General features: G+C 76.1%; 2 protein-coding genes. Both read left to right on the forward strand.

Annotation, left to right across the window (positions count from 1 at the left end; all coding sequences use genetic code 11):
* The first annotated feature begins 44 nt into the window (after positions 1 to 44).
* A complete protein-coding gene (locus GA0070558_RS29965; protein WP_091286124.1) occupies positions 45 to 11291 on the forward strand; it encodes a type I polyketide synthase in 11247 nt (3748 codons plus the stop codon).
* A 43-nt stretch (positions 11292 to 11334) separates the two neighbouring features.
* The coding region (locus GA0070558_RS29970) for a type I polyketide synthase (protein WP_141722366.1) at positions 11335 to 13832 on the forward strand (2498 nt) is incomplete at its 3' end.

Below are 13832 nucleotides of genomic sequence, written 5' to 3' on the forward strand. Positions count from 1 at the left end.
TCACGCGACACGTACCGGTGCCACACGAGGGAGCGAGATCAACCATGGCGGACGAAGAGAGGCTGCGCGAGTACCTCACGCGGGTCATCGCCGAGCTGCACCAGACCCGCCAGCGGCTGCGCGAGGTCACCGCCGAGGAGTCCGAGCCGGTCGCCATCGTCGCGATGAGCTGCCGCTACCCCGGCGGCATCAGCTCACCCGAGGCGCTGTGGGACTTCGTCTCCGCCGGCGGCGACGCCATCGGCGAGTTCCCCACCGACCGGGGCTGGGACCTCGACCGGCTGCACCACCCCGACCCCGACAACCCCGGCACCTCGTACACCGCCGCCGGGGGGTTCCTCTACGACGCCGGGCGCTTCGACGCCGCCCTGTTCGGCATCTCCCCCCGCGAGGCCCTCGCCATGGACCCGCAGCAGCGGCTGCTGCTGGAGGTCACCTGGGAGCTGTTCGAACGCGCCGGCATCGCCCCGCTGTCCCTGCGCGGCAGCCGCACCGGCGCGTTCGTCGGCACCTCCGGCCAGGACTACGCCGCCGTGCTGCACCGCGCCCCCGGCGTCGAGGGCTACGTCCTCACCGGCTCCGCCGCCAGCGTCGTCTCCGGCCGGCTCGCCTACACCTTCGGCCTGGAGGGGCCCACCGTCACCGTCGACACCGCCTGCTCGTCGTCGTCGGTCGCCGTCCACCTCGCCTGCCAGGCCCTGCGCCAGCGCGAGTGCGGCCTCGCCCTCGCCGGCGGCGCGACCGTGCTGGCCACCCCCGGCCCGTTCGTCGAGTTCTCCCGCCAGCGCGGGCTCGCCGCCGACGGCCGGTGCAAGTCGTTCGCCGCCGCCGCCGACGGCACCGGCTGGTCCGAGGGCGTCGGCATGCTCCTGCTCGAACGCCTCAGCGACGCCCGCCGCAACGGCCACCCCGTCCTCGGGATCATCCGCAGCTCCGCCGTCAACTCCGACGGCGCGTCCAACGGGCTCACCGCCCCCAACGGCCCCGCCCAGCAGCGGGTCATCCGGCAGGCCCTGGCCGGCGCGAAGCTCACCCCCGACCTCGTCGACGTCGTCGAGGCCCACGGCACCGGCACCACCCTCGGCGACCCCATCGAGGCCCAGGCCCTGCTCGCCACCTACGGCCAGGACCGGGGCGACGCCGCGCCGCTGCTGCTCGGCTCGATCAAGTCCAACCTCGGCCACAGCCAGGCCGCCGCCGGCATCGCCGGCATCATCAAGATGGTCCTGGCGATGCGGCACGGCACCGTGCCCGCCACCCTGCACGTCGACGAGCCCACCCCGCACGTCGACTGGGCCGCCGGCGCGGTCACCCTCGTCACCGAGCCCACCCCGTGGCCGGCCGTGGAGCGGCCCCGCCGGGCCGCCGTCTCCTCGTTCGGCATGAGCGGCACCAACACCCACCTCATCCTCGAACAGCCCGAGGCCGCCGACGCCGCGACCGCCGCCGCCGACCACCCCGAGCCGCCCGCGCCCGTGCTGCTCACCGGCCGCACGCGCACCGCGCTGCGCCGCCAGGCCGAGCAGTGGTCCCGGTACGTCGCCGACGCCGCCCCCCACCCCGCCGACGTCGCCTGGTCCTCGGTGACCTCCCGCAGCCCCCTGGAACACCGGGCCGTCGTCCTCGCCGACGACACCGACGGGCTGCTCGCCGCCCTGACCGCTCTCGCCGACGACCGGCCCGCCCCCGGCCTCGTCACCGGTGCCGCCGCCGAACGCGGCGCCGTCGCGTTCCTCTACTCCGGGCAGGGCGCCCAGCGCGCCGGCATGGGGCGGGAACTGGCCGCCGCGTTTCCGGTGTTCGCGCAGGCCCTCGACGAGATGTGCGCCGCCCTCGACCCGCACCTGCCCCGGCCGCTGCGGGAGGTGCTGTTCGCCGACGCCGGCACGCCCGAGGCCGCGCTGTTGGACCAGACGGTGTTCACCCAGGCCGGGCTGTTCGCCGTGGAGGTGGCCCTGCACCGGCTCCTCGGCTCCTTCGGGATCGCCCCGGACCTCGTCGCGGGCCACTCCATCGGGGAGGTCGTCGCCGCGCACGTCGCCGGGGTGTTGACCCTCGCCGACGCGGCGAAGCTCGTCGCGGCGCGGGGTCGGCTGATGCAGGCGTTGCCGCCCGGCGGGGCGATGCTGGCGGTCGCCGCTGACGAGGCATCCGTCGTCGAGTCGCTGGACGGGGTGACCGGCCCGGTCGGGATCGCCGCCGTCAACGGCCCGACGTCCGTCGTGGTGTCGGGCGCGGCGTCCGCCGTGGACGAGGTGGCCGGGCGGTGGGCCGCGCGTGGGGTGAAGACGCGGCGGCTGAAGGTCAGCCACGCGTTCCACAGCCCGTTGATGGAGCCGATGCTGGCCGGGTTCGCGGCCGTCGTCGCCGGCCTCGACCTGCGCGCGCCGGCCCTGCCGATCGTGTCCAACCTGACCGGTGACCTCGCCGACCCGGAGGCGCTGCGCAGCACCGACTACTGGGTGCGGCACGTCCGCGAGGCCGTCCGCTTCGCCGACGGCGTACGCACCCTGCGCGCCCACGGCGTCGGCACCTTCGTCGAGGTCGGCCCCGACGCCGTCCTCGCCGCCACCGCCGAGGAGACCCTCGCCACCGTCACCGCCGCCCCCGACGTGGCCCCCGCCGCCGTCGTGCCCGCCCTGCGCCGCGACCGCCCCGAACGCCGCGCCCTCCTCGCCGCGCTCGCCCACCTGCACGTCGCCGGCACCGGCGTCCGCTGGGCCGACGTCCTCGCCGACCGGCCCGGCCGCCTCGTCGACCTGCCCACCTACCCGTTCGAGCGGCAGCACTACTGGGTGCCCGCCGAGGCACCCGCCGACCCCGCCACCGGCACCGACCCGCTCGACCACCGGTTCTGGGACGCCGTCGAACGCGCCGACCTCGACGCCCTGCGCGACACCCTCCACATCGACGACGCCACCGCCGACTCCCTGCGCGCCCTGCTGCCCGCCCTCGCCGACTGGCGGCGGCAGCGGCAGGAACACACCGTCCTCGACGGCTGGCGCTACCGCGCCGAATGGCAGGTCACCGCCGAACCCGCCCCCGGCCGGCTCGCCGGCACCTGGCTCCTCGCGCTCCCCGCCGGCCTCGCCGACGACCCGGCCGTGGCCGCGGTCCGCGCCGCGCTCACCGACGCCGGCGCCGACCCGCTGCCGCTGACCGTCGCCACCGACGCCGACCGCGCCGCCGTCGCCGCCGCCCTCGGCGACACCCCGCTCGCCGGCGTCGTCTCCCTGCTCGCCTGGGCACCCCCGACCACCGACGCCACCCTGCCCGGCCTCGCCGCCACCCTCGCCCTCACCCAGGCCCTCGGCGACGCCGGCCACGACGCCCCGCTGTGGCTCGTCACCCGGGGCGCCGTCGCCGCCGCCGCGTACGACCGGCTCGCCGACCCCGCCCAGGCCGCCACCTGGGGACTCGGTCGGGTCGTCAGCGTCGAGGCCCCGCACCGCTGGGGCGGCCTCGTCGACCTGCCCACCCGACCCGACGCCCGCGCCACCGGCCGGCTCGCCGCGATCCTCACCGGCACGACCGGCGAGGACCAGCTCGCCGTACGCGGCCCCGGCGTCTTCGCCCGCCGTCTCGTCCGGGCCGCCCTCGGCGACCGCCCCCCGGCCCGCCGCTACACGCCCACCGGCACCGCCCTCATCACCGGCGGCACCGGCGGCCTCGGCGCGCGCGCCGCCCGCTGGCTCGCCGCCGCCGGAGCCGAACACGTCGTCCTCGTCAGCCGGCGCGGCCCCGCCGCCCCCGGCGCCGCCGACCTCGAAGCCGAACTCACCGCCCTCGGCACCCGGGTCACCGTCGCCGCCTGCGACATCGCCGACCGGGCCGCCCTCGCCGACCTGCTGCGCCGCGTCGAAGCCGACGGCCCGCCCGTGCGCACCGTCGTGCACACCGCCGGCGTCGCCCAGACCACCCCCCTCGCCGAGGTCACCGCCGCCGAACTGGCCGAGGTGACCGGCGGCAAGACCACCGGCGCGACCCACCTGCACGAGCTGCTCGCCGACCGGGACCTCGACGCCTTCGTCGTCTACTCGTCCATCGCCGCCACCTGGGGCAGCGCCGGCCAGGCAGGCTACGCCGCCGGCAACGCCTACCTCGACGCGCTCGTGCAGCAGCGCCGCGCCGACGGGCACGCCGGCACCGCCGTCGCCTGGGGCCCCTGGGCCGACGGCGGCATGCACGGGGCCGACTCCGACCAGCAGCTGCGCCGCCGGGGCGTACCCGCCATGGACCCCGCCGTCGCCATGGGCGCGCTCGCGCAGGCCCTCGACCACGACGACGTCACCCTCACCGTCGCCGACGTCGACTGGACCCGGTTCGCCCCCGCGTACGCCTCCGCCCGGCGGCGGCCCCTGCTGGAGGGCGTACCCGAGGCGAAGGCCGCCCTCGACGGCGGCGCACCCACCGACGACGGCGACGACGGCCCCGCCGCGACCCTGCGCCGCCGCCTCGCCGGGCTCACCCCGGCCCGCCGCGAGGAGACCCTCGCCGACCTGATCCGCGACCACGCCGCCGACGTGCTCGGCCACGACGGCGGACCCGCCGCCATCGGCGTCACCACCGCCTTCCGGGACCTCGGCTTCGACTCGCTCACCGCCGTGGAACTGCGCAACCGGCTCGCCGCCGCCACCGGGCAGGCCCTGCCCACCACCCTCGTCTTCGACCACCCCAGCCCGATCGTGCTGGCCCGCTTCCTGCTCGGCGGCCTCCTCGGCGACGCCGCCGACCCCGCCCCGGCCGCCGCCGCGCCCACCGTGGACGGCGACGACCCCGTCGCCATCGTCGGCATGGCCTGCCGCTACCCCGGCGGCATCGCCGACCCCGACCAGCTGTGGCGGCTCGTCGCCGACGGCGTCGACGCCATCGGCGGCTTCCCCACCAACCGGGGCTGGGACCTCGACCGGCTCTTCGACCCCGACCCCGCCACCCCCGGCACCAGCTACGCCGACCAGGGCGGCTTCCTCCACGACGCCGCCGACTTCGACCCCGGCTTCTTCGGCATCTCCCCCCGTGAGGCCCTCGCCATGGACCCGCAGCAGCGGTTGCTGCTGGAGGCGTCGTGGGAGGCGGTGGAGCGGGCAGGGGTTGACCCGGCGGGGTTGCGGGGTTCGCGAACAGGGGTGTTCGTCGGCACCAACGGCCAGGACTATGGGGCCCTGTTGATGATGTCCGCCGATGCTGCGGAGGGCTTCGCGGGCACCGGCAACGCGGCGAGCGTGGTGTCGGGTCGGGTGGCGTACGCGTTGGGGTTGGAGGGGCCGGCGGTGTCGGTGGACACGGCGTGTTCGTCGTCCCTCGTCGCACTGCACCTGGCGGTGCAGGCGCTGCGGCGCGGCGAGTGCGACCTGGCGCTGGCCGGCGGCGTCACCGTGATGACCACCCCCGCCACCTTCGCCGAGTTCTCCCGCCAGCGGGCCCTGGCCGCCGACGGCCGGTGCAAGGCGTTCGCCGAGGCGGCCGACGGCACCGGGTGGGGTGAGGGCGTCGGGGTGCTCCTGGTGGAGCGGCTGTCGGACGCTCGGCGTAACGGTCACCGGGTGCTCGCCGTGGTGCGGGGGAGCGCGGTGAACCAGGACGGTGCGTCGAACGGGTTGACGGCGCCGAATGGTCCGTCGCAGCAGCGGGTGATCCGGCAGGCCCTCGCGTCGGCGGGGCTGTCCACGGCCGATGTGGACGTGGTGGAGGCCCACGGGACGGGCACCACGCTGGGTGACCCGATCGAGGCGCAGGCGCTCCTGGCGACGTACGGGCAGGACCGGGGCGACGCCGCGCCGCTGCTGCTCGGGTCGATCAAGTCGAACATCGGCCACACCCAGGCCGCCGCCGGCGTCGCCGGGATCATCAAGATGGTCCTCGCGATGCGGCACGGGACCGTGCCCGCCACCCTGCACGTGGACGCCCCGTCAGGGCACATCGACTGGACGGCCGGAGCCGTCGAACTGGTCACCGAGGCCACCCCGTGGCCCGGGACGGACCGACCCCGCCGGGCGGCGGTGTCGTCGTTCGGCATGTCCGGCACCAACGCGCACGTCATCGTCGAGCAGGGCGACGAGCCCGCCGACGCGTCGGCCGGGGCCCGCTCGCCGGGGCTGGTCGACGCCGACGTGACGGTGTGGCCGGTGTCGGCGCGGTCGAAGGCGGCCCTGGCTGGTCAGGCCGGACGGCTGGCCGCCCACGTGCGGGAGTACGGCGTGCTGGACACCGCTGCGGTCGGTTGGTCTCTGGCGACGAGCCGGTCGACGTTCGACCAGCGGGCTGCCGTGGTCGGTTCGGGTGTGGAGGAGTTCCTCGCCGGGTTGGACGCGCTGGCGTCCGGTCAGCCGGCGGGCAATGTGGTCAGCGGTGTGGCGTCGGGTCACGGCGCCGGGCCGGTGTTCGTGTTCCCGGGTCAGGGTGCGCAGTCGGCACGCATGGCCGCTGGTCTGGTGGGTCGTGCGCCGGTGTTCGACGCGAAGCTGGCCGAGTGTCAGCGTGCCCTCGCCCCGTATCTCGACGTGGATCTCGTGTCGGTGTTGACCGGCGATGACGAGTCGTGGTTGGAGCGGGTGGAGGTGGTGCAGCCGGTCCTGTGGGCGGTGGGCATCGCCTTGGCCGCCGTGTGGGAGAACGCGGGCGTGGCCCCGCAGGCGGTGGTGGGTCACTCGCAGGGTGAGATCGGTGCGGCGTGTGTCGCCGGGATTCTGTCCTTGGAGGATGCGGCGAAGACGGTGGCGTTGCGGTCGCGGGCGCTTGCGGTGCTGCGGGGGACGGGTGCGATGGCGTCGGTGGACCTGTCCGCCGATGCGGTGGCCGAGCGTCTCCCCGCGTTCCCGGGTGTGGGTGTGGCCGCCGTGAACGGTCCCGCCACGGTGGTGGTGTCCGGGCCGCCGCAGCCGGTTGCGGACCTGGTGGACGCGTGTCAGGCCGAGGGGATCCGCGCCCGCCTGATTCCGGTGGACTACGCGTCGCATTCCCCGTCGGTGCAGGACGTGGCGGAACGGCTGCGCGCCGACCTGGCCGACATCACTCCCCGCCCCGGCCACACCCGCCTGGTCTCGACGCTCACCGGTGACTGGGTCGACCCGGCGTCGATGACCGCCGACTACTGGTATGACAACCTGCGGCAGACCGTCCAGTTCGACGCGGCCGTGCGGGTCGCTGTTGCCGCGGGGCACACCACGTTCGTGGAGATCAGTCCGCATCCGGTGTTGACGATGCCGGTGACGGCGATCCTCGACGACGTCGGCGTCACCGGTTACACCCTGGGTAGCCTGCGGCGGGGCGACGACGACCCGATGCGGCTGCTGACCAACCTGGCCACCGCGCACGTGATCGGCCTGCCGGTCGACCCGACGAAGGTCCTCGCCGAGGCCGGCGTGGTGCCGCTGCCCACGTACGCGTTCGACCGGGGCCGGTACTGGCTGGAGCCACCCGCGCACCAGGTCCGGGACGTAGGGGCCGCCGGCCTCCAGGACGCCGGGCACCCCCTGCTCAGCGCGGCGATCCCCGTCGCCGACGACCAGACGGTCGTGCTCACCGGCCGGCTGTCGGTGCGTACCCACCCGTGGCTCGCGGACCACGCCGTCGGCGGGGCGGTGATCGTCCCCGGGACCGGGATCGTCGACATGGTCGTCCGGGCCGGCGACGAGGTCGACGCCGGCCAGGTCGGCGACCTCACCCTGATCAGCCCGCTCGTCGTCCCACCGGCCGGGGCCGTGCAGGTGCAGGTACGCGTCGGCGCGCCCAGCGACACCGGCGAGCGGACCGTCACCGTGCACTCCCGCCCCGAGGGCGACGGCGACGGCGAGTGGACCCGGCACGCCGAGGGCCTGCTGCTGCCGCAGCTCCCCGCCCCGCTGGTCGCGCCGGGGGAGTGGCCGCCCGCCGACGCCGTCGAGGTCGACGCGGACCTCGACGCCTGGTACGCCGACATGGCCGGCGGCGGCCTCGGCTACGGCCCGGCCTTCCGGGGCCTGCGCCGGGTGTGGCGCGGCGTCGACGAGGCGTACGCCGAGGTGGCCCTGCCCGACGCGGTGGCCGCCGACGCGCCCCGCTTCGGCCTGCACCCCGCCCTGTTCGACGCGGCGCTCCAGGCCAGCGGCCTCACCGGGCTGCTCGGCGACGGCAACCGCGACAGTGCCGGCAAGCGCGACGGCGACGTGGCCGCCAGCGGCGACACCGCCGGCACGGGCTGGCTGCCGTTCGCGTTCCGCGCCGTCGGCCTGCACGCCCACGGGGCGACCCGGCTGCGGGTGCGGCTGCGTCCCCTCGGCCCCGACACCCTCGCCGTCACGCTCGCCGACACCGCCGGGCAGCCCGTCGCCACCGTCGAGTCGCTGACGTTCCGCCCGGTCGCCGCCGGCCGGGCCGACGAGGCCGCCGCCCTGCGCCGCAACTGCCTGTTCCACCTCGACTGGACACCGCTGGACCAGCCGGTCGACGCGGCGGGCGGCACCCGCTGGGCGCTGCTCGGCGACGACCCGGCCGGCCTCGCCGCCGCGCTGGCCGCCGCCGGGCACCCCGTGACCGACCACGCCGACCTGGCCGCCCTCGCCGCCGAGGTCGAGCGCTGCGGCGACGTACCCGATGTGGTGGTCGCGCAGTGGGTCGGCGCGGACCCGACGCGGGCCGGCGACGCCGCGCACGACGCTGCCCGGGAGGCTCTCGCGCTCGTGCAGGGCTGGCTCACCGAACCCGGCCTGGAGCGGTCCCGCCTGGTGCTGCGCACCGCCGGGGCGGTCGGCGCGGCCCCCGGCGAGGCCCCCCGCGACCTGGCGCGCGCCGCCCTGTGGGGGCTGGTCCGCTCGGCGCAGGCGGAGCACCCCGGCCGGTTCACGCTGCTCGACGCCGACGACGACGCCGGCTGCCTCGCGGCCGTCCCGGCGGCCGTCGCCTGCGGCGAGCCGCAGGTCGCCGTGCGCGACGGCGCGCTGCTCGTGCCCCGGCTGGTGCGGGCCCGCGACGCCGGCACGCTGGCCCTGCCCGGCGACGACGTGCCGTGGCGGCTCGACGTCACCGAGAAGGGCACCCTGGAGAACCTGGCCGTGCTGCCCTGCCCCGAGGTCGGCGACGCGCTGCCGGCCGGGCAGGTACGCGTCGCGATGCGCGCCTCCGGCCTCAACTTCAGGGACATCGTGCTGACCCTCGGCATGGTCCCCGACCAGGAGGTGCTGGGCAACGAGGGCGCGGGCGTGGTGCTCGACGTCGGCCCCGGCGTCACCGGCGTGGCCCCCGGCGACCGGGTGATGGGCCTGTTCTCCGGCTCGTTCGCCAGCGTCGCCGTCACCGACCACCGCCTCGTCACCCGCATCCCCGACGGCTGGTCGTACGCGGAGGCCGCCGCCGTGCCGGTGGTCTTCCTCACCGCCTGGTACGGCCTGGTCGAGCTGGCCCGCCTCGACGCGGGCGAGTCCGTGCTGGTGCACGCGGCGGCCGGCGGCGTCGGCATGGCCGCCGTGCAGATCGCCCGCCACCTCGGCGCGGAGGTCTACGGCACGGCCAGCCCCGGCAAGTGGCCGGCGCTGCGCGCCACCGGCTTCGACGACGCGCACGTCGCCTCCTCCCGCAGCCTCGACTTCGTCGACGCGTTCCGCGACCGCACCGGCGGGCGCGGCGTCGACGTCGTGCTCAACGCGCTCAGCGGCGAGTTCGTCGACGCGTCGCTGCGGCTGCTCGCCCCCGGCGGCCGGTTCGTCGAGATGGGCAAGACCGACAAGCGGGACCCGCAGCGGGTCGCCGCCGACCATCCCGGCGTCGGCTACCAGGTGTTCGACCTCATCGAGGCCGGCCAGGACAAGATCGGCGAGATGCTCGCCGAGCTGGTGGCGCTGTTCGCCACCGGTGCGCTGCGCCCGCTGCCCCGCCGCGACTGGGACGTCCGCCGCGCCCCGGAGGCGTTCCGCTTCCTCAGCCAGGCCCGGCACGTCGGCAAGCTCGCCCTGAGCATCCCGCAGGCGCCCCGCCTCGACGGCACCGTCCTCGTCTCCGGCGCGACCGGCACGCTCGGCGCGCTGCTCTGCCGGCACCTGGTCACCGCACACGACGCCCGGCAGCTCCTGCTGGTCAGCCGGCGCGGACCCGACGCCGAGGGCGCCGACGCGCTGCTGGCCGACCTCAAGGCGCTCGGCGCGGACGTGTCGATCGTCGCCGCCGACCTGGCTGACCCGGACGCCGTCGCCGACGTGCTGTCCATGGTGGACGCCCGGCACCCGCTGCGGGCCGTCGTGCACGCGGCCGGTGTCCTCGACGACGGGGTGCTGGAGTCGATGACCCCCGACCGGCTCGCCGCCGTGCTGCGGCCGAAGGTCGACGCCGCCTGGAACCTGCACCGCGCCACGACCGGCCACGAGCTGACCGCGTTCGTGCTGTTCTCCGCCGCCGCCGGGGTCTTCGGCGGCCCGGGGCAGGGCAACTACGCCGCCGGCAACGCGTTCCTCGACGCCCTCGCCGAGCACCGGCGGGCCCTCGGCCTGCCGGCGGTCTCCCTGACCTGGGGCCGGTGGGCGCAGGCCAGCGGCATGACCGGGCACCTCGACGCCGCCGACATCCGCCGCCTCGACCGGGGCGGCATGGCCGCCCTGTCCAACGAGGAGGCCCTCGCCCTGTTCGACGCCGCCTGGCGGTCCGAGCGGGCCGTGCTGATGCCCGCGAAGATCAGCACCGGGGTCGCCGCGCCGGGCGCGCCCGTGCACCCGCTGCTGACCGGGCTGGTCCGCGCCGCCGGCCGCCGGGCCGCCGCCGGTGAGGCCGCCGACGGGCAGGCGTACGCGGCGCGGCTCGCCGGCCTCACCGCCGACAAGCGGGTACGCGCCCTGCGCGACCTGGTGCTGTCGAACGTCGCCGTCGTCCTCGGCCACGGCGACCCGGCCGGCATCGAGCCGACCCGGGCCTTCCGCGAACTCGGCTTCGACTCGCTGACCGCCGTCGAGCTGCGCAACCGGCTCGGCGCGGCCACCGGGCTGCGGCTGCCCGCCACCCTCGTCTTCGACAATCCGACGCCGGCCGCGCTGGCCGCGCACCTCGCCGAGCAGCTCGCCCCGGCGGCGGCGGGGCCCGGCGGGGCCGGTGCCGGCGGGACCGGGGGCGGGGCGCTCGCCGGGGCCGGCCTGGACCTCGACCGCATCGAAGCGGCCCTCGCCGGCCTCGACCCGGCCGACGACGAGTTCCGCCGCATCACCGACCGGCTGCACGGCCTGCTGGACCGGCTGGCCGAGCGGCAGTCCGACGCGGGCGGCGACGACGACCTGGAGTCGGCCACCGCCGAGAACATCTTCGACCTGATCGACCGCGAGCTGGAGACGTCGTGACCAGCCGCAACGACCACGGCATGCCGAGTGAGGTGGGTCCACGGTGAGCAACGAGGACGAGAAGTACGTCGAGTACCTGAAGCGTACGACCTCGGAGCTGCGGCGCACCCGGCGTCGGCTGCGGGAGCTGGAGGCCCGTGACGGCGAACCCATCGCCATCGTCGCGATGAGCTGCCGCTACCCGGGCGGCGTCGCCTCGCCCGAGCAGCTGTGGGACCTCGTCCGCGACGGCGGGGACGGCATCGGCCCGTTCCCCGCCGACCGGGGCTGGGACCTGGACCGGCTGTTCCACCCCGACCCCGACCACCCCGGCACCAGCTACGTCTCCGAGGGCGGCTTCGTCTACGACGCCGCCGACTTCGACGCCGACCTGTTCGGCATCAGCCCCCGCGAGGCCCTCGCGATGGACCCGCAGCAGCGGCTGCTGCTGGAGACCGCGTGGGAGTCGTTCGAGCGGGCCGGCCTGCCCGTGGCCACCATGCGGGGCAGCCGCACCGGCGTGTTCGTCGGCGCGGCCTCGCACGGCTACGACGGGATCATGGCGCAGGCCGAGAACGGCGAGGGGCACCTGCTCACCGGCAACGCCACCAGCGTCATCTCCGGCCGCGTCGCGTACACGCTCGGCCTCGAAGGGCCGGCCGTCACCGTCGACACCGCCTGCTCCTCGTCGCTCGTCGCGATCCACCTCGCCGCCCAGGGGCTGCGCAACGGCGACTGCGAGCTGGCCCTGGCCGGCGGCGTCACCGTCATGCCCACCCCGGCGGTCTTCGTCGGCTTCAGCCGGCAGCGCGGGCTGGCCGCCGACGGCCGGTGCAAGGCGTTCGCCGCCGCCGCCGACGGCACCTCCTGGTCCGAGGGCGTCGGCATGCTGCTGCTCGCCCGGCTCTCCGACGCCCAACGCCACGGCTACCCGATCCTCGCCGTCGTGCGGGGCAGCGCCGTCAACTCCGACGGCGCGTCCAACGGCCTGTCCGCCCCGCACGGCCCCTCCCAGGTGCGCGTCATCCGCCACGCCCTCGCCTCGGCGCGCCTGTCGCCGGTGGACGTGGACGTCGTGGAGGCGCACGGCACGGGCACCCGGCTCGGCGACCCGATCGAGGCGCAGGCGCTGCTCGCCACGTACGGGCAGGACCGCCAGACGCCGCTGCTGCTGGGGTCGGTCAAGTCGAACATCGGCCACACCCAGGCCGCCGCCGGCGTCGCCGGTGTGATCAAGATGGTGCAGGCCATCCGGCACGGCGTCGTGCCGCCCACCCTGCACGTCGACGCGCCGTCGCAGCACATCGACTGGTCGGCCGGGGCCGTGGAACTCGCCACCGAGGCGCGGCCGTGGCCGGCCGTGGACCGGCCCCGCCGGGCCGCCGTGTCATCATTCGGCGTCTCCGGCACCAACGCGCACACCATCATCGAGCAGGCCCCCTCCGCCGACGCGGCGCCTGAGGACCTCGTCCCCGGGCGGGCGCTGCCCGCCGTGCCGGTGCTGCTGTCCGCCCGCACCGACGCCGCCCTCGCCGCGCAGGCGGGCCGCTGGGCGGCCTGGCTGGACGCCGGCGCCGACGCGCGTCCCGTGGACGTGGCGTGGTCGTCGGTCACCTCCCGCGCTGCCCTGGACAGTCGCGCGGTGGTCGTGGCGACGGGCCGCGACGATCTCCTCGCCGGGCTGCGTGCCCTGGCGGCGGGCGAGCCGTCCGGCGCGGTCGTCGCCGGCCGCGCTGTCGACCGGGGTCCCCTCGCCGTGTTGTTCTCCGGTCAGGGCGCGCAGCGGGCGGGGATGGGTCGGGAGTTGTACGCGTCGTTCCCGGTGTTCGCGTCGGTGTTGGACGAGGTGTGTGGGCACCTGGATCGTGGGTTGCCGCAGTCGTTGAAGTCGGTGTTGTTCGCTTCGGAGGGCTCCGCTGAGGCGGGGCTGCTGGATTCGACGGTGTTCACGCAGGCGGGGTTGTTCGCGGTTGAGGTGGCCCTGTTCCGTCTGGTGGAGTCGTTCGGTGTGGTGCCGGATTTCGTGGGTGGTCATTCGGTTGGTGAGATCGTGGCGGCGCATGTGGCGGGGGTGTTGTCGCTGGAGCATGCGTGTGCGTTGGTGGTGGCGCGGGGTCGGTTGATGCAGGCGTTGCCGGCCGGTGGTGGGATGTTGGCGGTCAATGCGGCCGAGGCGGACGTGTTGTCCTCGTTGGACGGGTTGTCCGATCGGGTGGGCATCGCGGCGGTGAACGGCCCGGCTTCTGTCGTCGTGTCGGGTGCGGTGGACGCCTTGGACGTGGTGGAGCGGGCGTGGCGGGGTCGGGGGGTGCGGACCCGTCGGTTGGCGGTGAGTCACGCGTTTCACAGTCCGTTGATGGAGCCGATGCTGGCGAAGTTCCGGGCGGTGCTGTCGCGGCTGACCTTCGCCGCGCCCGAGCTGCCTGTCGTGTCGAACGTGACTGGGGCGCTGGCCGATCCTGACGAGATCTGTGGCGTTGACTACTGGGTGCGGCATGTGCGGGAGGCGGTGCGGTTTGCCGACGGGGTGGCGGCGTTGCGGGCTGCGGGGGTGGACACGTT

Source organism: Micromonospora haikouensis, assembly GCF_900091595.1.
Taxonomy (GTDB): domain Bacteria; phylum Actinomycetota; class Actinomycetes; order Mycobacteriales; family Micromonosporaceae; genus Micromonospora; species Micromonospora haikouensis.

Bases quoted from the DNA above. Each gene is read 5' to 3' on its own strand.
- GA0070558_RS29965 (WP_091286124.1), top strand. From the start codon at position 45: ATGGCGGACGAAGAGAGGCTGCGCGAGTACCTCACGCGGGTCATCGCC.